This window comes from Nocardia sp. NPDC057663, from assembly GCF_042799895.1.
Taxonomy (GTDB): domain Bacteria; phylum Actinomycetota; class Actinomycetes; order Mycobacteriales; family Mycobacteriaceae; genus Nocardia.
In genome coordinates this window covers 452,229-473,856 of sequence record NZ_JBHVHX010000001.1, presented here as the reverse complement: position 1 = coordinate 473,856, position 21,628 = coordinate 452,229, and the positions used below count along the sequence as shown (strand labels likewise).

Below are 21,628 nucleotides of genomic sequence, written 5' to 3'. Positions count from 1 at the left end.
GCTCACGAGCCGAGCGATACCGCCGCTTCGGAGGTCTCCACGAGGAAGGTGAAGCTCTCCTGGAAGTACAGCTGCACGGTCTCGGCGTCGTGGCTGAGGTAGCCGATCGACAGGTCCTGCCCGAGGGCCAGTTCGAAGTCGCCGCCGCGGGTGGTGAGCGCGAAACCGCCGCTGATCGCGGGCGCCCAGATGATCTCGCCGTCGAGCAGCCGCTCGATGTGCGTGCGAATCGGGTGGCCGTGATCGGAGGTCTCGCTGACCTGCGTGTACAGCTCGGCGCTGAGCACCACCGAGTACGGGCCCTGCACGCCGGCCAGGCGCAGCCCGGTGAGCGCGTGCGAGATCGCGTCGGGAATGTCGACGACATTGCTCGGCAGCTCGACCGGTTCGTTGGAGGCGGCGTCGCGGATGCCGGTGATGCCGGCGGCGGCGTAGCTCTCGAAGATCGCGCGGTCCTCGGCGAAGGCGATCTTCTGGGCGGCGGCCTTGAGGTTGTCGAAGTCGGCGTCGCCCGCGCCGCGCTCGATGTCGTCGAGTTCGCTGCGCTGCAGGGTGAACGGCACCCGGAGTTCGACCAGCGGCTGCACCACCCGCTGATGCGCCTGGACACCGTCGTCCGGGGAGGAGATCTTGGTCAGCCTGCCGCGATTGAGCGCCGAATAGGCGACTCCGTGCGGGCCCGACACGTCGACGACCCGGCGGCCCGCGATATTGCGCTTGAACGTGCGGGTGGCTTCCTCTTCGATCTGCGCCCAGGCTTCGCCGGTGATCGGCGCGAGTTCGCGATGCAGGTTGTTCATTCAGATACTCCTCTTCATCGAGCCGATGGCGAGCGAGCCGTCCGAGCCGGTGGCGGCGGCGTCGGCCCGTTCCACCGGGGTGAACACGGGCAGCGAATCGGAAATTTCTTCGGTGGCAACGGACTCGGGAGCGTCGGGCAGATCGTCGAGGAATTCGACGGTGGGCGTGAAGAACAGCGTGCCGGTGACCGCGAACGAGAAGTCGAGGATGCGGTCGTAGGCCGCCTCGCCGGTGCCCAGGAACATCCGCTCCAGCATGCGCTCGGTGACGCTCGGGGTGGCGGCGTAGGCGATGTAGTAGGTGCCGAACTCGCCCTGGCCGACGGTGCCGAACGGCATGTTGGCGCGCACGATCTGGCGTTCGGTGCCGTCGGGGTCGACCAGGGTGTTCACCGCGACATGGGAATTGGCGGGCTTGATGTCGTCGGGCAGTTCGTAGTCGCCGAGCTTGGTCCGCCCGATCACCCGCTCCTGCTCCTCGATCGAGAGCGCGTTCCACTGGTCGAGCGGGTGGGTGTACTTCTGCACGATGACGTAGCTACCGCCGGTGAAATCCGGGTCCTCGGCGCCGATCAGCGCCGCCGAGGCCGCCGCGCCGCCCTCGGGATTCTCGGTGCCGTCGACGAAGCCGAGCAGGTCGCGCTGTTCGAAGTACCGGAAGCCGACGGTCTCGTCGACGATGGTGGCGGCGCCGCGCAGGCGCTCGCCGATCGCCATGGCGAGTTCGAAGCAGGCGCCCTGGGTCTCGCCCTTGATGTGGAACAGCAGGTCGCCCGGAGTGGTCGGCGCGCTGTGGATTTGCCCGTTGTAGCCGGGGAATTCGTGCAGCTCAACGGGTTTGGAGCCGGTGAAGAGCCGGTCCCAGGCCGTCGAGCCGATCGAGATGATACAGGTCAGGCCCTCACCGGGTACCCGGAAGCCCACCGAACGGCGCAAACCGGAGATGTTCGACAAGAGGTCGCGGACCGCCGGCTCGCCGCCCTCGTCGATGGTGGCGACGAGGAAGATGGCGGCCGGCGTGAGCGGTTCGAGGATCGGCTGTGGCTCACCCATGCCGTCCAGAGTAGAGCGCCGCGCAGACAGGTCCGCGGCACGCCCTGGCGTGTCAGCGACCCTCTGGCAACCGCTATTTGGCGACGGTCAGCAGAAACGCCACGTCATCGATGGCTTTGACGCTGTGCCGGGCGCGCGGGACCACGATGAGATCGCCGGCCGAGCCCTTCCATTCGTCGGTGCCCGCGATCAGGATCAGCGTGCCGGTGAGGACCTGGATCGTGGCGTCGCCCGCGTTGTCGTGCTCGGCCAGGCTCTGGCCCTCGGTCAGGGCGACGACGGTCTGCCGCAGCACATGAGTGTGGCCGCCGATGACGGTCTGCGAACTCCGGCCGCTCGTCGAGGTGGCCGCCAGCTTCAGCTGTTGACGGGCCACCGCGGTCAGCGATTTCTTGTCCATGACATCGCGCCTTTCGCAGGCTATCGCGGGCTGGTCTCCAGGAGTATGCCCGAGACCGTGCCCGCGGTCGGGCGTTTGCGCCGACCGTTAGCCAAGCGTTGTCAGTGCCGGGTGTAGTGGCGAATGCGGTACCGGAGACCGGTTTTCGACTCCTGCCACGGGGTTTCCGGTGCGTGCCACTCGGGTCCGATGGCCGGGGCGAAGGCATCGCCCTCGACGGTCGTGTCGACCTCGGTGACCAGCAGTGATGTGGCCAGCGGGAGCGCGGCGCGGTAGATCTCGCCGCCGCCGGCCACCCAGACGTCGACATCGCCTGCGATGGCCAGCGCGTCGGGCAGCGAGGTGGCGCGTTCGGCGCCGTCGGCTGCCCAATCAGTCTGGCGGGTGACCACGATGTTGCGGCGCCCGGCCAGTGGACGGAACGACGCGGGCAGCGAATCCCAGGTGCGCCTGCCCATGATCACCGGGTGACCCATGGTGGTGTCCCGGAAATTGGCCATGTCTTCCGGCAGACGCCACGGGATGGTGTTGTCGACGCCGATGACGCCGTCGGCGGTCTGCGCCCAGATCAGGTTGATACCGCGACTCACACCGCCACCGGCGCCTTGATGGCCGGGTGGTGCTGGTAGCCGGTGAGTTCGACGTCGTCGTAGGTGTAGTCGAACAGGCTCGGCGCCGCGCGCAGGTGCATGGCCGGGAACGGGTACGGCTCCCGGGTGAGCTGTTCGCGCACCTGCTCGACGTGGTTGTCGTAGATGTGCACGTCGCCGCCGGTCCAGATGAACTCGCCGGGCTCCAGTTCGGTCTGCTGCGCCATCATCAGGGTGAGCAGGGCGTAGCTGGCGATATTGAACGGCACGCCGAGGAACAGGTCGGCGCTGCGCTGATACAGCTGGCACGACAGCTTGCCGTCGGCCACGTAGAACTGGAAGAAGGCGTGGCACGGTGCCAGTGCCATCTTGTCCAGGTCGGCCACGTTCCAGGCCGAGACGATCATCCGGCGCGAATCCGGGTCGGTGCGCAGGGTGTGCAGTACCTGGGCGATCTGGTCGATGTGGGTGCCGTCGGGGGTGGGCCACGACCGCCACTGCACGCCGTAGACCGGGCCGAGCTCGCCCTTGCCGTCGGCCCATTCGTCCCAGATGGTGACGCCGTGTTCGCGCAGCCAGGACACATTGGAGTCGCCGCGCAGGAACCACAGCAATTCGTAGACGATCGACTTGAGGTGGACCCGCTTGGTGGTGATCAGCGGGAAGCTCTCGGCCAGGTCGTAGCGCAGCTGATGACCGAAGATGCTGCGGGTTCCGGTGCCGGTGCGATCGGCTTTGGGCGTGCCGTGCTCCAGCACGTGCCGGAGCAGGTCCTCGTACTGTGTGTCAGGGGTGGCCACGCCTGGCGATTCTACGGTGCACGACACCTGGCAAGCTCTCCGCGTATGCGCAAGCTCTACGTGATCGGCATCGGTGCCGGAGACCCCGACCAGGTGACGATGCAGGCAGTCAAGGCCATGCGACACGCCGACGCCTTCTTCGTCATCGGCAAGGGCGCCGAGAAGCAGGAACTGGTCGACGTGCGCACCGCGATCCTGGCCGAGCACGTCGACGGACCGCACCGGATCGTCGAGATCACCGACCCGCCGCGCGACCGCACTCCCGACGACTACGCCGGTGTCGTCCAGGACTGGCACGAACGCCGCGCCGAACTGCTCGAGGCCGCGTTCGACGAGGTGGACGGGGTCGGCGCGATCCTGGTGTGGGGCGACCCCGCGCTCTACGACAGCACGTTGCGGATGGTCGAGCACGTGCTGGCCCGCGGCCGCACCGCGTTCGACTACGAGGTGATCCCCGGCGTCACCAGCGTCGCCGCGCTGGCCGCGCGCCACCGGATGGTGCTGCACCGGATCGGTGAGCCCGTCCACGTCACCACCGGCCGCCGGTTGCGCGAGGAGGGCCTCGGTGCGGGCTCGACGGTGGTGATGCTCGACGGCGACTGCGCGTTCACCGAGATCCCCGGCGACGACGTGCACATCTGGTGGGGCGCCTACCTGGGCATGCCCGACGAAACCCTGATCGAGGGCCCGCTGCGCGAGGTGGAACAGCGGATCGTGACCCGCCGCGCGGAACTGCGCGCCGCCAAGGGCTGGATCATGGACGTGTACCTCCTGCGGGGCAGGTGAGCGATAAACTGGCCGGGTGCCCGAGCTACCTGAGGTAGAGGCGCTGGCGCAGTTCCTGCGGGATCATGCGGTCGGCGCGGTGGTGGGGCGTGTCGACGTGGCGGCGCTGAGTGCGGTGAAGACGTTCGACCCGCCGGTCACGGCGCTGTCCGGGCGGGATGTCACCGGGGCGGGGCGGTGGGGGAAGTTCCTCGGGATGGATTGTGGCGGGCTGTGGTTGATCACGCACCTGTCGCGCGGTGGCTGGCTGCGGTGGGTCGACGAGCCGAATCCGTTGCCGCCCAAGCCCGGTGGCAAGTCACCGCTGGCTTTGCGGGTGCACTTCTTCACGCCGGAGGGCGCGACGCCCTCGATCGATCTGACCGAGGCGGGGACCAAGAAGCGGCTTGCGGTCTATGTCGTCGACGATCCGAAGGCGGTGCCCGGTATCGCGCGACTCGGGCCGGACGCCCTGGCGGTGACCGAGGACGAGTTCGCCGCGTTGCTGAAAGGCACGTCGCAGCGGATCAAGACGGCGCTGGTCGATCAGACGCTGCTCGCGGGTATCGGCAACGCCTACTCCGACGAGATCCTGCACACCGCCAAGATCTCCCCGTTCGCCACTACGAAAACGATGTCGGCGGAAACGGTGTCGCAGCTGTACACCGCCATGCGCGAGGTGCTGCTCGATGCCGTGGACCGGTCGGTCGGGCAGGACGCGGCCCGGCTCAAGGGCGAGAAGCGTTCGGGCATGCGGGTACACGCGCGGACCGGGCAGCCGTGCCCGGTCTGTGGTGACACCGTGCGCGAGGTGTCCTACGCGGAGCGGTCCTTCCAGTACTGCGCCACCTGCCAGACCGGCGGCAAGGTGCTCGCCGACCGGCGGATGTCCCGTCTGCTCAAGTAGCTGAACGCTTTTCGCGCCACGCTTCCAGCAGGCGCAGCCAGAACTCGCTGACCGCGGGAAACGCGGGTACGGCGTGCCACAGCGTCTCCAGCGGGACCCTGCCGACCACCGCGATGGTCGCCGCGTGCAGCTGTTCGCCCATGTCGGGGCCGACGAAGGTCGCGCCGAGCAGCCGGTCGGCGGCGGTGTCGACGACGAGTTTCGCGCGGCCGTGGAAGTCGTCGCGGGACAGGGCCGAGCCCGCCACGGCGATGTCCATCTCGACAGTGTCGACGGCGTGACCCGAGGCGCGCGCTTCGTGTTCGGTGAGGCCGACGGACGCGAGTTCGGGTGCGGCGTAGATGACCTGGGGTATCTGCTGATGATCGGCGCTCGCGGTGAAGCGCAAACTGTCCAGGGGCCTGCCCTCGGCGCGGGCGGCGATCACGTCACCGCACACCCTGGCCTGGTACTTGCCCATATGCGTCAGTGCCACACGGTGATTCACGTCGCCGATGGCGTAGAGCCAGTTGCCGGGCACGCCGCGGACTGTCAGCTGGTCGTCGACCTCGACATAGCCCGCGGGCAGGCCGACCGTCTCCAGGCCGAGCGCTTCGGTGGCGGGCGTACGGCCGGTGGCGACGATCAGTTCGTCGACCTCGAGCTCCCCGTCGTCGAGGACGATGGTGACCGGACCGCCGTGGATGCGGCCGACGCCGGTGTCCTCGGGGTCGCGCCGGGAGACGAGGTGCGGTTCGGTGTGCAGCCGGACCGTGACGGCGCCGGTGTCGCGCAGGCCCCGCAGCACCAGCTCGGAGGCGAAGGGTTCGGCGCGGGGGAGCAGGCGGTCGCCGCGGACCAGCATGGTCACCTCGGCGGCGCCGAGTTCGGCCAGCCAGGTGGCGGCCTCGCAGGCGACGACACCGCCGCCGATGATGGCGACCCGGCGGGGGACCACGGTCAGGTTGGTGGCGTCGCGGGAGATCCACGGCAGTGCCTCGCGGACGCCGGGTATGCCGGGTATCGCGGCGGTGGTGCCGGTGGCCAGCACGACCGCGTGCCGGGCCCGCAGGACCTGGACGCCGTCGTCGGTGACGACTTCGACGCGCCGTTCGCCGACGAGCCTGCCCGCGCCGCGGACCGGGTCGATGCGGGCGGATTTCGCCCAGTCGACCTGGGAGGTGTCGTCATGGTGATGCACGAAGGTGTCGCGGCGCGCGAGCACGTCGGCGACCTGCGGACCGCTCGCGGTCAGGCCGGGCATCGCCTGGCCGAGGCCGAGGACGGCGCCCGGGCGCAGCAGCGCCTTGCTGGGAATACACGCCCAGTAGCTGCATTCGCCGCCGAACAGTTCCCGCTCGACGAGCGCGGCCGTGCGATCGCTGCACGCGATGGCGTAGGCAGCGGCGTTTTCACCCGCCGGGCCCGCGCCGATGACGATGACGTCGTATTCGGCGTCGGTCACTGCAGATAGCCCTCGACCTCACGTGCGGAACGCAGCGTGGTGTCGTCGGGTGACTCGGTGGAGCCGAAGCGGGCGCGGCGCTGCCGCAGCAGATCCCAGGCCTGGTCGAGCATCACTTCCAGCTGGGCCAGCTGCCGACGTTCGGTGGCGGGCTCGATCTCGCCCGCGGTGGCCTTGGCTCGCAAGGTGTGCTCGTCGTCGACCAGTTGTTTGATACGCGCCAGAATGTCCTGATCGTTCATGTGCTCACCACTTCGATGGTCGGAGGGGTAGTGCCTGAACAGCGACCCGCGTGGGGGTCTCGGTCCATGCTACGACCGTGCCACGTCGTGGCGCGGTCATGTGCGCCGCGCTCGTGCGGCGGCGAGGCAGTCGGCGGCGATCGGCACCGCCCTGGCCAGCTCGGCGGTGCCGAGGGCCGTATAGCCGATCGCTACCCCGAACTGGTGTTCTTCGGCCAGGTGGTGGCGGGCCAGGCCGTCCAGCAGCACACCGCGGGCGCGGGCCGCGTCGACGGCGTGCTGTTCGGCAGCGGCGTCGGGGAGTTCGACGACCACGTGCGAGCCCGCGTCGTCGCCGACGACCGGAAGCCCGCGGCGGGCGAGCGCGTCGACGACGAGGGCGCGGCGCGGCGGCACGACCCGGCGCAGGCGGCGCAGGTGCCGGGCCAGATCGCCGTGCCGGGCGAACTCGCTGAGCACCCGCTGGCCGGCCGGGCTCGGTGCGGTGCCGGTATGGGCGCGATGGGCCAGTACCGCGTCGGCGATGTCGGGGCGGGCGACGAGCCAGCCGGCGCCGAGGGTGGTGGCGATGATCTTGCTGGTGGTGCCGAGGTGCACGACCACATCGGGCGCCATCGAGGCCAGCAGTGGCAGCGGTGCTGTGTCGTAGCGCAATTCGCCGTCGTAGTCGTCCTCGATGACGAAGCCACCGGTGGCTCTGGCGAATTCGATCAGGTCGACCCGGCGGGCCGCGGGCATCCTGGCGCCGATCGGAAACTGGTGCGCGGGTGTGCAATACACCGCGCGCACACCCGCCGGGATCAGGTCTACGCGCAACCCGTCGCCGTCGACGGGCACCGGCAGCACGCGAACACCGGCCGCCTGGAAGGCGCCGACGGCCCGTTGATAGCCGGGGTCCTCGATCGCGACGGTGTCGCCGGGGCGCAGCAGTGCCGAGGCGAGCTCGCCGACCGCGGAGCTGGTGCCCGCGGTCGCCAGCACCACCGAGGCGGCGCCCGCGGCCAGCCCGCGATGCCGCAGCAGGTGCTCGGCGACGGCCACCCGGAATTCCGGCTCGCCCGCCCGGTCCTTGCGGGTATCGGCCGGGCGATCGCCCGCTGCCCGCCAGGCACGTCGCCAGGCCGCCGGGTCGACGGCATCGGCGCACGGCGCACCGGGAACGAGATCGAGCAGACCGGCGTCCGGATCGGTGCCGGCGCCGGGATCGGTGCTGGGTGGCGCGGCGGCGGGGGCCGTGCTCAGGTAGGTGCCGGAACCGCGGCGCCCGGTGATCCAGCCCTCCGCGTGCAGCTGGTCGTAGGCGGTCGACACCACCGCCCGGCTCACCCCGAGCCGCTGCGCCAGCGCGCGCGAGGACGGCAGCCGGTCGCTGACGCGCAGGACACCGCCGGTCGCCGCGGCCCGCAGGGCATCGGCCACCTGCACCGACAGCGGTTCGGCCGCCGTCCGGTCGAGCGGAATCGGAAGGTCGTCGAGCATCGCCCACCTCGAATTGGCCTGTTGATCTAATGTCGAATTGGACCTACTCGCAGTCCATTTCTTCGGCGAAGCTCATCTTATGACCACGCACGACGCCACCCGGACCCCCTTGTCGCCGACTCCGCGCACCACGCTGACCCGTTCCAGGGAACGCGGCAGGACCGACCGGGCCGAGCTGGACGCGGTGCTCGACGCGGGCCTGGTCTGCCACCTCGGTGTCCTGCTCGGCGGGTCGCCCGTGGTGCTGCCGACCGTCTACGGCCGCGAGGGCGACACGCTCTATCTGCACGGCTCCACCGGCGCGGGCAATATGCGGGCCGCGATCGGCACCGACATCTCCGTCGCGGTGACCCACGTCGACGGGCTGGTGTACGCGCGCTCGGCCATGCACTTCTCGATGAACTTCCGGTCCGCGGTGATCCGGGGCCGAGCGGAGCTGGTCACCGACGAGGCCGAACGCGACAACGCCCTGCGGGTGATCGTGGAGCACGCGGCGCCGGGGGCCTGGGATCGGGTGCGCCCGCCCAGTCGCAAGGAGATGGCGGCGACGATGGTGCTCGCGCTCGATCTCACCGAGGCCTCGGTGAAGGTCCGCGCGGGCGGTCCGAGCGACGACGCCGACGACATCGCGACCGGCGGTGTGTGGGCGGGTGTGCTACCGCTGCACCAGGTCTGGGGTGAGCCGATCACCGCTGCCGACCTGGAACCCGGCGTCGATGTGCCCGCCGATGTCATGGCGCGGGTGACGCCGAGTCCGGTGACCGTCGGCTGACCGGTCGGCGCCGGTGAAATACACCGGCACCGAGACCGCGGCGATCGATCCACCTTGCTGCGCGTGCGCCATCCGGGCGTGGTGAAGATCTCTGTGTACCGTAGTCATCGTGGCCGCGTGCGGTCCCCGGTTCGGGCGTTGACGTGCATCTATGGACGTGCATCTATGGAGGTCGGCGATGACGAGGGTTAGCGAATTGTCGTTGCTCACCGGGTGGCTCCCGGTGGTGCTGACGGTGCTCGGCGTGCTGGGTGCGGTGTGGTTGATGTTCCCGCGTGCGCGTCGCTATCGAACGGCGACGATGCCGGTCGCGCTGCTCGGCGCCGCCGTGCTGACCGTCGCGCTGTACTTGTTCGTGGAAGAAGTGTGGCGGCCGTTTCCCGATCCGATCGCGCTGTCGGTGTACACGCTGATCGGAATCGGCCTGGCCCCGATCCTGCTGCTCGTCCCGCGGATCCGGGTGCGCCGGACGGTGTGGACCGGGGTGGTGACGGTGTTCGGGGCCGTCGCTGTGCTGGTGGCGGTCGGTACCGGGCTCAATCTGGTGTACGCGTCCTATCCGACGGTGGGGGCCGCGCTCGGGGTCGACGCCGTCGAGCGGGTCGACACCGATCAGCTCACCCAGCTGCGCGGGCAGGTGATCAGTGGGCGGCCACTGGAATCGGTGTGGTCCGCACCCGCCGGACTGCCCGAGGGCGGCAAGGTACTGACCGCGGCGGTGCCGCCGACCGCTTCTGGCTTCGGTACCCGCGACGCCCAGATCTACCTGCCCCCCGCCTATTTCGCGGATCCGCGGCCGTTGCTGCCGGTCTTGGTGCTGCTCGCGGGCGAACCGGGCGCCGCGCAGGACTGGTTCGTCGCCGGGCAGCTGGCCGAGACCATGGATGAATTCGCCCGTGCGCACCGCGGTCTCGCGCCCGTCGTCGTGGTCGCCGACGGCACCGGCGGTCAGCTGGAGAACCCGCTGTGCCTGGATTCGCGGCTGGGCAATGTCGCCACCTACCTGGCCGTCGACGTGCCGGCCTGGACCAGGGCGAACCTGCAGATCGACCCCGATCCGCGGGCCTGGGCGGTGGGTGGCCTGTCCTACGGTGGCACCTGCGCGCTGCAACTGGCGACCAACTATCCGCAGGTGTATCCCACCTTCCTCGACATGTCCGGCCAGGACGAGCCGACGCTCGGCGACCGGCAGCGCACGGTCGAAGCCGCCTTCGGTGGCGATACCGCCGCGCTGCTGCGGGTCAACCCGCTCGATCTGATGCTCAGCCGGACCTACCCGGATTCCGCGGGCGCGTTCGTGGTCGGGGCCGACGACGAGCAGTACCGGCCGCAGGTCGAGCGGATGTTCCAGGCGGCCAAGGTCGCGGGCATGGATGTCCGGCTGCAGATCGTGCCCGGCGAGCACAACTTCGCGGTGTGGTCCACCGGGCTCCGTGTTCAACTCCCTTGGCTGGCCACGCGGCTCGGCATCGCGCCGTGACGGGCGAGGAGCGCGGCGAAGGCGAGTAGCCACGCGCTCCACAGGAGGTAGCCGAGGAAGTTGGTGAGCCCGGCGGCTTCGACGCCGAGCGGAACCAGGACGCCGGTGGCGATGGCGGCGGCGCTGACGTAGCCGAGGACGGCGAACCAGCGCGGGGTGCGCAGGGCGGCGACGACCAGCGCCGTCCACAGTGCGGTGAGGATGTACCCGGCGGTCTCGCCGATCAGGGTGCCCAGGACGGTGTTGACGGTCTCGAAGGTGTGGATCGCGGAGGAATCGGGGCCTTCGGTGGCGATGCGGCCGGCCAGGCCGGGGACGAGGACGGGCCAGCGCAGCAGGCCGATCGTCTGCACGATCGCGGCGGCGACGCCTGCCCGTACCGCCCAGCGCATGGTTGTCGAGTCGTCGAGCCTGCCGGCCAGGACGGCCAGGGGTGCGAAGGCGCAGGCCGCGGCGGCGAGCAGGCCGAAGAGCACGACGACAGTGGTCTGCTCGGCGCGGAATTTCGCCAGCGCTTCGGTGGCGGGCAGTTGCAGCACGTCGGGGTAGTCGAACGACACACCCAAGCCGGTGAACGCGAGGTTCATCAGGATCGGGGCGGAGATCAGCAGCGTGATGGCGGGCCATGGCTTGGTGCGCATGAGAATTCCGTTCTGGCTGTACGGGGTACAGGTAGCTGTACGGGGTACAGTCCAGCGCATGTCGGACGAGAAGTCAACAGGTCGGCGGGGTGCGCCGCGGCCGAGCCGGCGGTCGTTCACCGAGGAGCAGATCGTCGACACCGCGCTCGACCTGCTCGACGACGGCGGGCCGAGCGCCCTGTCGATCCGGGCGGTCGCCGCGCGGCTCGGGGTCAACCCGAACGCGGTGTACACCTATGTCGCCAGCCGGGCCGACCTGGAGCGCGCGGTGATCGAGCGGGTGCTAGCCGCGGTTCCGCTGGGTCCGCTGTCCGATCCCGGAGTGGAGTGGACCGCCGCGGTCGTCCAGTTCGCCCTCGGGCTGCGTGACCAGTTGCTCGCCCATCCGGCGGTCGCGACGCTGATGATGTCGGGTCCGATGGACGGGCCTGCGGCGCGCGATGTCGGCGAGGCGATGTTCGGCTGCCTGGCGCGTGGCGGTCTGCCCGCGCCGACGCGGGCGCGCGGGGTGTACGCGGTGATCGTGCAAGTCCTCGGCGCGGTCGCCCTCGAAGTCGCCGAAACTGATGGGAAGCCGCCGCTGCCACCGGAATCCGAGCGTATCGCTCAGCGCCGGGCAGCCCTGGGCGAGGTCGACGCGGCACGCTGGCCGCGCACCGCGGCGCACCTGGACGAGATCGCCGCCTGGAACTCGGTGGATCAGTTCGTGTGGGGGCTGCGGGTATTGCTCACCGGGATGACGGCGGCATGATCACCACGATGCGGTGTGGTGGCCGGTCGCGTGTTCATCGCGATGCGCTGCGCAGGCTGGCGGTGGGCTACTCGGGTGTGGCGGGTCAGTCCATGGAGATGCCCGGTGTGGCGGACGCGCCGACGAGTGCCCGTGGATTCCCGCGCAGGCTCGCGGTGTGATCACCAGGTCCTTGCGCGTAGCCCGCCGGTCGTGCAAGCGCGATCTGTTGCGGCGTCGAGTGTTTCACGGTCGCAGGACAGGCTGACCAGGGCGAGCGCGTAGGTGTCGGCGAGCCGCGACAGATAGCCGGAGAGCCGGGTGCGGGGAAACTCGGTGAGGCCGGGGTGGATTGCGCGGGCCGCGACCCGATCGCAGTGGTGTGTGCCGACGGTGCGCAGGGCCTCCGGGAGCGTTCCGATGTTGGAGCACAAGATGTCTCGTTCACCCGCGCCCTTGCTCAGGGCATAGGCCCAGCGATCGGGGAGTACCTGGAGGATCTCTTCGGGCAGGCCGGCTGGGCTCGACATGCGGCGCAGGTAGGCGGTGCGGGCCTTGTCGCGGATCGTCGCGGGGGTGTCGGAGCGGTCCATAGAGATCTCGGTCATGGCGAGGTCGTTGTCGACGCGCGGTTCGTCGCGGGTGTCGACGGGCAGGCTCGCGGCGATCACCTGCTGCTGGAATCCGATCTCCCACAGGATGTTCGCGACGAGGTGGATGAACAGACTGTTCGGGGTCCCGCCGGATGCGGCAGCGGTGGCGTCCCACTCGGTGGCATCGAAGGTGAGCAGGATGCTGTGTGCGGCCCGGTTCGGCGACGGGTCGGGAGTGCTGGTGGCGGGTGGCCGGGGAATGCCCCGCCGCAGGGCGCGTGCGGTGCCGCCGATGATGGTGGCCCACTGCGTCCGGGCATCGGACCAGTCCGAAGGCGATGTACTCCATAGCTTTTCGAAGGTGGCCGCGCCCAGATGCGGAAGCGGTGCGGACACGGTGGCGGCGGTCGGCGCAGGTGGCGGGGCGGATGCGGGGCTGACGGTCGGCGGAGGTTGTGGCGGTGTGAATACGTCGGAGGCCGCGAGTGTAGGTGGTGGCGGTGTGGCGGCGGAGCCTGTTGTCAGGACGGGCGGATGGTTGGTGCCCTCGGCGAGTTCGTCGAGGGCTGTGGCGATGGCGTGGATGAGGCCGCGGGCGTCGGCGAGGGCGTGTGAACAGGTCAGGGCGACAACGGTTCCGCCGTCTTCCAGCGGTGCGGAGGACAGGCGCCAGCCGGGCCCGAACTCAGGGTCGAGGTCGGTGCCGAGGGTGTCGGCCCAGGGCAGGATCGCGTCCTCGGGCAGCGGGGAGCCGATGTGGTCGAGCGGATGGGCCAGGGTGTTCAGCCGCCAGGCCCGGCGCGCTCCGGGAACCCGGGCGCAGACCACCCGGCGGCCGAGGTCACCGACACGCAGCCGGTCGTGAATCGCCTGTAGCAGTGCGGGTTCCATCGCGTCATCCGTGCGCCAGAGCCCTTGGAGGGCGATGGGTGTGCCCATCCCGCGATGGGTGCGCAGGAAGATCTCGTCGACGACGGTGAGCCGCTCCATCACCGGTGTTCGGCGCTACCGTGCCTGCCCGCGCCCGCGGCGAAGCGGGCGGCGCCGTCGAGCGCGCCGTCGGTGAGGGCTGCGAGTCCGTGCTGGAATTCGATCCGCATCGCCTCGTCCTCGGGGTGGCCGTGCTGGTCGTAGAGCGCGGCGCGGTCGGAGCGCAGGCAGGTCTGGGGGAGGACGGCCAGTTGGCTTGCCAGCTCCTCGGCGGCCCGGCGGGCGTCGCCGGGCCGGACGACGCGGGTGACCAGGCCCATCTGCAGCGCTTCGGGCGCGCTCACAGCTCGCCCGGTGAGGATCATGTCCAATGCCCGGCCCTCGCCGACGATGCGCGGCAGGCGCACCGTGCCGCCGTCGATGAGCGGCACGCCCCAGCGGCGGCAGAAGACGCCGAAGGTGGCGTCCTGCTCGGCGATGCGCAGATCGCACCACAGCGCCAGTTCGAGTCCGCCCGCGACGGCGTAGCCGGAGATCGCGGCGATCACCGGCTTGGACAGGCGCATCCGGGTGGGGCCCATCGGGCCGTCGCCGTCCTCGGTGGCCTGATTGCTGTTCTCGGTGCCCAGCGATTTGAGGTCGGCGCCCGCGCAGAAGGTGCCGTGTTCGCCCCACAGCACCGCCACCGAGGCGTTCGGGTCGGCGTCGAACGCGCGGAAGGCGTCGGCCAGGGCGCGGGCGGTCGGACCGTCGACGGCATTGCGGGCTTCGGGCCGGTCCAGGATCACCGTGGTGACCGGGCCCGTGTGTTCCACGCGTACAGACATATTTCGACCATACGGCCAGATGCCCCTTGTGTGAAGAGGTGAATCGGTGGTTCACTTCTTCGTATGGTGTACCGCAGAACCCCGGCCGTGCAGGCCCGGCTCGACGCGCAACGGGCGCTGATCGTGCAGGGCTCGACCAGGGTGCTCTCGCGCGACGGGTTCGCCGGACTGTCGATGGCCGCGGTCGCCGCGGAGGCGGGCGTCGCCACCGGCACCGTGTACAAGCAGTTCGAGAACAAGGCCGAGCTCGTCGCCGCGGTGTTCGAGACCGTGGTCGCCCGCGAGGTCGACGCGGTGCGCTCCGCCGTGGCCGAGGGCGATGTCCTGCAGCGGGTCAGCGCGGCGGTGGAGACCTTCGCCGGGCGCGCGCTCAAGAATCCGAAACTCGCGTACGTGCTCCTGGTCGAGCCGGTCGACGCGGCCGTCGACGCGCAACGGCTGGAATTCCGGCGTGCCTTCGCCGCCTCGTTCGAGGCCGCGATCGCGCACGGCATCGCCGAGGGCCGCCTGCCCGCCCAGGACCCGTCCGTCGGCGCCGCCGCGCTCGTCGGCGCGATCGGTGAGGTGCTGGTCGGACCGCTGGCCGCGGCGCCGCACGCGGAAACCGTCATCCCCGAATTGGTTGCTTTCGCCGTGCGCGCCCTCGGTGCGCGCCCGGAATCGCTGTAGTCGAAGGAGTTCCGGCCATGCAGACCCATGAAGTGTTCAACCAGGCGCCCCCGCTCGTCCCCTTCGACGCCGCGCGCAACCCCGCGCTGATCGAGGGCCTGCACCGCGAAGGCGCGGGCTGGGCCGAGGCCGAGGTGCGTGAACTCGGCAGGCTCGCAGGCGATGTCGCCGCACAGGAGTGGGGCAGGCTCGCCAACGAGTACCCGCCGGTGCTGCACATCCACGACCGCTGGGGCCATCGCGTGGACGAGGTGGAATTCCACCCGCACTGGCACGACCTGATGAATGTCGCCGTCGCGCACGGCCTGCACGGTTCGCCGTGGCTCGACGAGCGCCCCGGCGCGCACACCGCCCGCGCCGCCAAGTTCTACACCTGGGGCATCGCCGACGCCGGGCACATGTGCCCGATCTCGATGACCTACGCGGTGGTGCCCGCGCTGCGCCACAACCCGGAGCTCGCCGCGAAGTACGAACCGCTACTCGGTTCGCGCACCTACGATTTCGGCCTCCGCGAGCCGTCGACCAAGGCCGGGCTCATCGCGGGCATGTCGATGACGGAGAAGCAGGGCGGCTCGGACGTGCGGGCCAACACCACCACCGCCGCGCCGCAGCCGGACGGTTCGTACCGGATCGTCGGGCACAAGTGGTTCACCTCCGCGCCCATGTCGGACATGTTCTTGACGCTGGCCCAGGCGCCGGGCGGGCTGTCGTGTTTCCTGCTGCCGCGCGTGCTGCCCGAAGGCGCCCGCAACCCGATCCGCATCCAGCGGCTCAAGGACAAGCTCGGCAACAAGTCCAACGCGTCCTCGGAGATCGAGTACGAGAACGCCACCGGCTGGCTCGTCGGCGCCGAGGGCGCGGGCGTGAAGACGATCATCGAGATGGTCAACATGACCCGCCTCGACTGCGTGATCGGCTCGGCCACCGGCATGCGCCTCGGCACCGTCACCGCGGTGCACCACGCCCGGCACCGGGAAGCGTTCGGCGCCAAGCTGATCGATCAGCCCGCCATGCGCAATGTGCTGGCCGACCTGGTCGTGGAATCGGATGCGGCCACGACGGTGATGATGCGACTGGCCGGTGCCACCGACCGCGCGGGCAGCGACCCGGCCGAGGCCGCGCTGCGCCGGATCGCGCTGGCCATCACCAAGTACTGGGTGTGCAAGCGCGCGCCCTCGCATGCCGCCGAGGCGCTGGAATGCCTGGGCGGCAACGGGTATGCCGAGGAATCCGGCATGCCGCGGCTGTACCGGGAGGCGCCGCTGATGTCGATCTGGGAGGGCTCGGGCAATGTCGCCGCGCTGGACGCGTTGCGCGCCATGGGCCGTCAGCCCGAGACCGTCGAGGCCTACTTCGCCGAGGTCGGCCTCGCCCGCGGCGCCGACCCGCGCCTGGACGACGCGATCGACCGGGTCGGCAAGGAACTCAGCGACCTGTCCGGCATCGAGTACCGGGCCCGGCGGGTCGTAGAGCTGATGGCGCTGGTCCTGCAGGGCGCGCAGCTGGTGCGCCACGGCCATCCCGCCGTGGCCGACGCGTTCTGCGCGACCCGCCTCGGCGGCGACTGGGGCATCGCCTTCGGCACCCTGCCCGTCGGGGTGGACACCGGCGCCATCATCGAGCGGGCATTCGTCGACGTGCAGTGATCCGGGCTCGGATGGTCGGTGAGCCGCGTTGTCCTCGCGGGCAAAGGACTCACCGAGCCTCCGGCGGCGACCGGACGATCAGCTTTACTCGGACGTCACCTACCAGTGGTCGCGACTCCACCTGCGCTGCGATGCGCAGGCCAATGCCGGTGCCGGTCACGACGACACCTCGGCTTGGTGCGTCGTCGCCTAGGGTGATCCGGTGACCTCGGCGAGCGGCATCCTGTCGGTGCGCGACTTGGCTCGGCGGATTCCGCGGGACGCCGCGCCAGGGCAGCGCTTCCTGCTCGGCATCGCCGGGCCGCCCGGTGCGGGTAAATCGACGCTGGCCCAACGTCTCTGCGCGGAACTCAGCCGGTCGGGGCGACCCGCCGTGGTCGCCCCGATGGACGGTTATCACCTGCGCAACGAGGTGCTGCGCGCGCGAGGAGCGCTGGCCCGCAAGGGTGAGCCCGACACCTTCGACACGGCCGGGTTCGTCGCCGATCTGCGGGCGCTGCGGGAGACCGCGATCGGCGTACCGGTGCCGTGGCCGCTGTTCGACCGGGCCATCGACGAACCGACCGCGGCGGGGGTCATCGTGTGTGCGGAGGACATCGTCGTCGTCGAGGGCAACTATCTGCTGCTCACCGATACGGAGGCACCGGGCTGGGCTGAGGTCGGCGGACTGCTCGACGCCTGCTGGTATCTCGACGCCCCCCGTGCGCTCCTCACCGAACGACTGCTGCACCGGCACACCGTTGGCGGGCGGTCGGCGGCCGAAGCATCCACGAAGGTCACCGACAGCGATCTGCGCAATGCCGACCTGATCGCCGCGAGCAGGCACCGCGCCGATCAGGTGCTGACGGCGGCGGACGCCGGCTATCGGATCGGCTGACCACGGCGCGCGTACCGCGGAAATCGGCGTCGGCGGGCAATCATGGAGCGATGACGCGAGATCGGCGAGTGTCGATGCCAGGGCATGCGTTGCGCAACGGCGGCGCGGCGCTGTTCGCGCTGCTGCTCTACTACAGCGTGCCGTTGGACGGGGTGTTCGAGCTCGACGACTGGCCGGGGCACGTGCTCGGGATCGTCACCTTCGTCGCGGGTGTGGCCGGACTGATCTGGCTGGTCTGGCGGCGGATCGAGCACTACCTGAACGCGCCACCGTCGGCGGGCGGCCGCGTCGACGGGGTGCTGCTCGTCGTCTGCATCGTCTGCGTGGTCTTCTCGCTGTTCTACTACCGGCTGCAGCAACATCAACCGGACCAGTTCGCCGGCCTGGTGACCCGCACCGACGCGCTGTACTACACGATGTCCACCCTCGGCACCATCGGCTTCGGCGACGTCCACGCCGTCGGTCAGGTGGCCAGGATCGCGACCATGGTGCAGATCGCGTTCGACCTGGTGGTGATCGGCACCCTGGCGACCATCGTGACCAGCAGCGTCACCCGCAGGCTCGCCGCCATCCGCCCGGAACCCCCGGCGGCCGGCGAGGTCAGCGGCGGTGCGCCCGATACCACTCGATGAGCTCGTCGGTCGACGAATCGCCTTGCGTCACCGGCTGCTCCGGCTCGCTGAGCAGCGGCATCAGCGCCAGCGCCTGCTGTTTGCCCAGCTCCACACCCCACTGGTCGAAACTGTCGATGCCCCAGACGATGCCCTCGACGAACACCTGGTGCTCGTAGAGCGCGATCAGCTGACCCACCGTCGACGGGGTGAGCTCCGGCGCCAGGATGGTGGTGCTCGGCCGGTTGCCCGGCATCACCTTGTGCGGCACCAGCTTCGGGTCGGTGCCCTCGGCGGCGATCTCCTCGGCGGTCTTGCCGAATGCCAGGACCTTGCTCTGGGCGAACAGGTTGCTCATCAGGATGTCGTGCATGCTGCCGGTGCCGTCGCGGGTCGGCAGGTCGTCGGTCGACCTGGCGAAGCCGAGGAAATCGGCGGGGATCAGCCGGGTGCCCTGGTGCAGCAGCTGGTAGAAGGCGTGCTGGCCGTTGGTTCCCGGCTCGCCCCAGAAGATCTCGCCGGTCGAGGTGGTCACCGGGGTGCCGTCGGCGCGCACCGACTTGCCGTTGGACTCCATCGTCAGCTGCTGGAGGTAGGCGGGGAAGCGGGCCAGATCGTTCGAATACGGCAGGACCGCACGCGATTCCGCGCCGAAGAAGTTCGTGTACCAGACGCCGAGCATGGCCAGCAGAACCGGACCGTTCTGCTCCAGCGGCGCCGTCGCGAAATGCCGGTCCACGGCGTGCATTCCGCTGAGGAACTCGGCGAACTGCTCCTTGCCGATCGTCACCATCACCGACAGGCCGATCGCGGAGTCCACCGAGTAGCGGCCGCCGACCCAATCCCAGAACCCGAACATGTGCGCGGGGTCGATCCCGAAGCCGGCCACCCGTTCCGCGTTCGTCGACACCGCGACGAAATGCTTGGCGACGGCGTCCTCACCGAGCGCGCCGACCAGCCAGCGGCGGGCGGCGGTCGCGTTGGTCAGGGTCTCCAGCGTGGAGAACGTCTTGGAGGCGACGATGAACAGTGTGGTCGCCGGGTCGAGGCCGGTGAGCTTGGCGACCAGGTCACACGGGTCGACATTCGAGACGAACCTGGCCTCGATCCCCGGGTCGGTGTAGTGGCGCAGGGCGCGATACACCATGTCGGGTCCCAGATCCGAGCCGCCGATGCCGATATTGACCACTGCCGTGATGCGCTGACCGGTCGCACCCCGCCAGGCGCCGGAACGCACCGAATCGGCGAATTCACCCATCCGGCGCAGTACGTCGTGCACCTCGGCGTCGGCGTCGGTGCCGTCGATACAGAGCTGATCGCCGTCCGGCAGACGCAGGGCGATATGCCCGACCGCGCGGTCCTCGGAGGTGTTGATGTGGGCGCCGGAGTACATCGCGTCACGGCGCTCGGGCACACCGGCGGTGCGCGCGAGATCGACCAGCAGATCCAGGGTTTCGCGGGTCACGCGATGCTTGCTGTAGTCGATGTGCAGGTCGGCTACCCGCAGGGTCAATGCACGGCCGCGCGCCGGGTCGTCGGCGAACAACTTCCGTAGGTGCAGGGGCGCGACACTGCGGTGATTGTCCGACAGTGCCTGCCAGGCCGCCGTCGCGGTGATGTCGCTGCTCACGACAGCCGACATTACAGCGTCATCGACGCATCGGCGCGTGGGTATCGACGACCCCGACAGGCCACCGGTACGGTCTGAAAGTGTCGGGCGCGAGGCGACGAAATGATCGAGCGAGTACATGGGTAACTCCCCTGCCACCTCCCACCGTTGCACCCCCGACGCACGACCGAGAGCCAACAGTCGAGCTCCCGGACGACACGCTGAGTTCTCGGAGAGGCGGATCAGTGTCCGAACGTGACGTACTTGAATTCGTACCGAAGGGTTTGTGGATCGGCTCCGGGCCGGTCGAGGCGACGGGCGGTGGCACCTTCGCGGTGCGCAATCCGGCCGACGACTCGGTGCTCGCGCAGGTCGCCGATGCCACCCCGGCCGACGCGATGCGCGCCCTCGACGCGGCCGTCGCGGCGGGCGAGGCGTGGGCGGCGACCCCGTCCCGCGAGCGGGGTGAGATCCTGCGCGCGGTGTTCGAGCAGCTGACCGCGCGGGCCGAGGAGTTCGCGTTGCTCATGACGCTCGAGATGGGCAAGGCCCTGTCCGAGAGCCGCAACGAGGTCCGCTACGGCGCCGAGTTCTTCCGCTGGTTCAGCGAGGAGGCGGTGCGGGTGCACGGTCGCTACCTGCACGCGCCATCGGGCGCGGGCCGGATCATGGTGGCAAAGCAACCGGTCGGTCCGTGCCTGGCGATCACGCCGTGGAACTTCCCGCTCGCCATGGGCACCCGCAAGATCGGGCCCGCCCTCGCGGCAGGCTGCACGATGATCGTGAAGCCCGCCTCGGCGACCCCGCTGACCATGCTGGCACTGGCCAGGCTGTGCAGCGAGGCCGGTCTGCCCGACGGGGTCCTGTCGGTGGTCACGACGTCGCATTCCGGTGCCGTCACCGGGCCGCTGATCGACGATCCACGGCTGCGTAAGCTCACCTTCACCGGCTCGACCGAGGTCGGCAAGAAGCTCGTCGGTGCCTCGGCGAATCGCCTGCTGCGCACCTCGATGGAGCTCGGCGGCAACGCGCCGTTCGTCGTGTTCGACGACGCCGATATCGACAGCGCGGTCGCCGGCGCGATGCAGGCGAAACTGCGCAACGGCGGCGAGGCGTGCACGGCGGCCAACCGCTTCCACGTCCAGCGCGGTGTGGTCGCCGAGTTCACCCGGAAGCTGGTCGCCGCGATGACCGACACCGTGGTGATGGGGCCTGGCACCGATCCGGCCAGCACCCTCGGCCCGCTGGTGAGCGAGGACCAGCGCGAGATCGTCGGCGAGCTGGTCGACGATGCCGTCGCGAAGGGCGCGCAACTGCTGCTCGGCGGCAAGGCGCCCGGCGGGCCGGGGTGGTTCTATCCGGCCACCGTCCTCGGTGATGTCCCGCCGACGGCCCGCATCCTGCACGAGGAAGTGTTCGGCCCGGTCGCCCCGATTGTCGCGTTCGACACCGAGGAGGAGGGCATCGCCGCCGCCAACGACACCGAATACGGCCTGGTCAGCTACCTCTACACCCGCGACCTCGACCGTGCGCTGCGCGTGTCCGAGGGGCTGGAGACGGGCATGGTCGGCGTCAACCGCGGCGTCATCTCCGACCCGGCCGCCCCGTTCGGCGGCGTCAAGGAATCGGGCTTCGGGCGCGAGGGCGGCATCGAGGGCATCGAGGAATACCTGAACACCAAATACATCGCCCTGACCTGAGACACGAAACCGCCCCGGGGATGGTGTCGCACCCGGGGCGGCTTTGTGGCAGCGGCGAACTGG

23 protein-coding genes are annotated in these 21,628 nt (G+C 70.0%); 11 read left to right on the top strand and 12 right to left on the bottom strand.

What is annotated here, in order from left to right; genetic code table 11:
* Window positions 1-2 precede the first annotated feature (2 nt).
* The 5 genes from ACFVAV_RS02320 to ACFVAV_RS02300 form a co-directional block, all read right to left on the bottom strand.
* Window positions 3-800, bottom strand: coding sequence for a family 1 encapsulin nanocompartment shell protein (locus ACFVAV_RS02320; protein ID WP_379028656.1), 798 nt, complete (start codon window positions 798-800; stop codon window positions 3-5).
* Entirely contained in the window at window positions 801-1,853 is a 1,053-nt protein-coding gene (locus ACFVAV_RS02315) for a Dyp-type peroxidase (protein WP_379028654.1), read from the bottom strand. It lies immediately after the preceding gene.
* 73 nt (window positions 1,854-1,926) lie between these two features.
* Window positions 1,927-2,253: a cupin domain-containing protein gene (locus ACFVAV_RS02310; RefSeq protein WP_378845648.1), complete on the bottom strand. Its 327-nt coding sequence runs from the start codon at window positions 2,251-2,253 to the stop codon at window positions 1,927-1,929.
* A 101-nt stretch (window positions 2,254-2,354) separates the two neighbouring features.
* Complete coding sequence (locus tag ACFVAV_RS02305; RefSeq protein WP_379028652.1) at window positions 2,355-2,843, bottom strand: dihydrofolate reductase; 489 nt, start codon at window positions 2,841-2,843, stop codon at window positions 2,355-2,357.
* On the bottom strand, window positions 2,840-3,643 hold the full coding sequence (locus ACFVAV_RS02300; RefSeq protein WP_379028650.1) for a thymidylate synthase: 804 nt from the start codon (window positions 3,641-3,643) through the stop codon (window positions 2,840-2,842). Before ACFVAV_RS02300 ends, ACFVAV_RS02305 begins: the two co-directional genes overlap by 4 nt.
* A 45-nt stretch (window positions 3,644-3,688) precedes the next feature.
* Here ACFVAV_RS02300 and cobF point away from each other — a divergent pair, with 45 nt between their 5' ends.
* Both cobF and ACFVAV_RS02290 read left to right on the top strand, forming a co-directional pair.
* Complete coding sequence (cobF, locus tag ACFVAV_RS02295) at window positions 3,689-4,429, top strand: precorrin-6A synthase (deacetylating) (protein WP_379028648.1); 741 nt, start codon at window positions 3,689-3,691, stop codon at window positions 4,427-4,429.
* A gap of 16 nt (window positions 4,430-4,445) precedes the next feature.
* Entirely contained in the window at window positions 4,446-5,315 is an 870-nt protein-coding gene (locus ACFVAV_RS02290; protein WP_379028647.1) for an Fpg/Nei family DNA glycosylase, read from the top strand.
* Here ACFVAV_RS02290 and ACFVAV_RS02285 read toward each other — a convergent pair.
* The 3 genes from ACFVAV_RS02285 to ACFVAV_RS02275 form a co-directional block, all read right to left on the bottom strand.
* Window positions 5,308-6,759 (bottom strand): dihydrolipoyl dehydrogenase family protein, encoded by a 1,452-nt coding sequence (locus tag ACFVAV_RS02285; protein WP_379028645.1) that lies wholly within the window; start codon window positions 6,757-6,759, stop codon window positions 5,308-5,310. The genes ACFVAV_RS02290 and ACFVAV_RS02285 overlap by 8 nt on opposite strands.
* Window positions 6,756-7,001: a DUF2630 family protein gene (locus ACFVAV_RS02280; RefSeq protein WP_379028643.1), complete on the bottom strand. Its 246-nt coding sequence runs from the start codon at window positions 6,999-7,001 to the stop codon at window positions 6,756-6,758. Before ACFVAV_RS02280 ends, ACFVAV_RS02285 begins: the two co-directional genes overlap by 4 nt.
* A 96-nt stretch (window positions 7,002-7,097) precedes the next feature.
* Window positions 7,098-8,480, bottom strand: a complete 1,383-nt coding sequence (locus ACFVAV_RS02275; RefSeq protein ID WP_379028641.1) for a PLP-dependent aminotransferase family protein — start codon at window positions 8,478-8,480, stop codon at window positions 7,098-7,100.
* 79 nt (window positions 8,481-8,559) lie between these two features.
* Here ACFVAV_RS02275 and ACFVAV_RS02270 point away from each other — a divergent pair, with 79 nt between their 5' ends.
* Window positions 8,560-9,252 carry a pyridoxamine 5'-phosphate oxidase family protein gene (locus tag ACFVAV_RS02270; protein WP_379028639.1) on the top strand — a complete coding sequence of 231 codons (693 nt, stop codon included), beginning with the start codon at window positions 8,560-8,562 and terminating at the stop codon, window positions 9,250-9,252.
* Window positions 9,253-9,430: 178 nt separating this feature from the next.
* Entirely contained in the window at window positions 9,431-10,732 is a 1,302-nt protein-coding gene (locus tag ACFVAV_RS02265; protein WP_379028637.1) for an alpha/beta hydrolase-fold protein, read from the top strand.
* Here the strand turns inward: ACFVAV_RS02265 and ACFVAV_RS02260 are convergent.
* Entirely contained in the window at window positions 10,690-11,373 is a 684-nt protein-coding gene (locus tag ACFVAV_RS02260) for a DUF4386 family protein (protein WP_379028635.1), read from the bottom strand. The genes ACFVAV_RS02265 and ACFVAV_RS02260 overlap by 43 nt on opposite strands.
* A 58-nt stretch (window positions 11,374-11,431) precedes the next feature.
* Here ACFVAV_RS02260 and ACFVAV_RS02255 point away from each other — a divergent pair, with 58 nt between their 5' ends.
* Complete coding sequence (locus tag ACFVAV_RS02255) at window positions 11,432-12,124, top strand: TetR/AcrR family transcriptional regulator (RefSeq protein WP_379028634.1); 693 nt, start codon at window positions 11,432-11,434, stop codon at window positions 12,122-12,124.
* Window positions 12,121-12,285, top strand: a complete 165-nt coding sequence (locus ACFVAV_RS02250; RefSeq protein WP_379028632.1) for a hypothetical protein — start codon at window positions 12,121-12,123, stop codon at window positions 12,283-12,285. Before ACFVAV_RS02255 ends, ACFVAV_RS02250 begins: the two co-directional genes overlap by 4 nt.
* Here ACFVAV_RS02250 and ACFVAV_RS02245 read toward each other — a convergent pair whose 3' ends face one another.
* Both ACFVAV_RS02245 and ACFVAV_RS02240 read right to left on the bottom strand, forming a co-directional pair.
* Window positions 12,286-13,686, bottom strand: a complete 1,401-nt coding sequence (locus ACFVAV_RS02245; RefSeq protein WP_379029917.1) for a hypothetical protein — start codon at window positions 13,684-13,686, stop codon at window positions 12,286-12,288.
* Window positions 13,686-14,453: a crotonase/enoyl-CoA hydratase family protein gene (locus ACFVAV_RS02240; protein ID WP_379028630.1), complete on the bottom strand. Its 768-nt coding sequence runs from the start codon at window positions 14,451-14,453 to the stop codon at window positions 13,686-13,688. Before ACFVAV_RS02240 ends, ACFVAV_RS02245 begins: the two co-directional genes overlap by 1 nt.
* A 63-nt stretch (window positions 14,454-14,516) precedes the next feature.
* Here ACFVAV_RS02240 and ACFVAV_RS02235 point away from each other — a divergent pair, with 63 nt between their 5' ends.
* From ACFVAV_RS02235 to ACFVAV_RS02220, 4 genes are all read left to right on the top strand, one after another.
* Entirely contained in the window at window positions 14,517-15,122 is a 606-nt protein-coding gene (locus ACFVAV_RS02235) for a TetR/AcrR family transcriptional regulator (protein ID WP_379028628.1), read from the top strand.
* 17 nt (window positions 15,123-15,139) lie between these two features.
* Window positions 15,140-16,768 carry an acyl-CoA dehydrogenase family protein gene (locus ACFVAV_RS02230; protein WP_379028626.1) on the top strand — a complete coding sequence of 543 codons (1,629 nt, stop codon included), beginning with the start codon at window positions 15,140-15,142 and terminating at the stop codon, window positions 16,766-16,768.
* Between the two features lie 202 nt (window positions 16,769-16,970).
* Window positions 16,971-17,645 (top strand): nucleoside/nucleotide kinase family protein, encoded by a 675-nt coding sequence (locus ACFVAV_RS02225; RefSeq protein WP_379028624.1) that lies wholly within the window; start codon window positions 16,971-16,973, stop codon window positions 17,643-17,645.
* Window positions 17,646-17,695: 50 nt separating this feature from the next.
* Window positions 17,696-18,277 (top strand): potassium channel family protein, encoded by a 582-nt coding sequence (locus ACFVAV_RS02220; protein WP_379028622.1) that lies wholly within the window; start codon window positions 17,696-17,698, stop codon window positions 18,275-18,277.
* On the opposite strand, the gene pgi is transcribed toward ACFVAV_RS02220, so the two are convergent.
* Window positions 18,246-19,886, bottom strand: coding sequence for a glucose-6-phosphate isomerase (pgi, locus tag ACFVAV_RS02215; RefSeq protein WP_379028620.1), 1,641 nt, complete (start codon window positions 19,884-19,886; stop codon window positions 18,246-18,248). The two genes, ACFVAV_RS02220 and pgi, sit on opposite strands and share 32 nt — an antisense overlap.
* Window positions 19,887-20,110: 224 nt before the next feature.
* On the opposite strand from pgi, the gene ACFVAV_RS02210 reads away from it, so the two are divergent.
* Window positions 20,111-21,565 (top strand): NAD-dependent succinate-semialdehyde dehydrogenase, encoded by a 1,455-nt coding sequence (locus tag ACFVAV_RS02210; protein WP_379028618.1) that lies wholly within the window; start codon window positions 20,111-20,113, stop codon window positions 21,563-21,565.
* Window positions 21,566-21,628 lie beyond the last annotated feature (63 nt).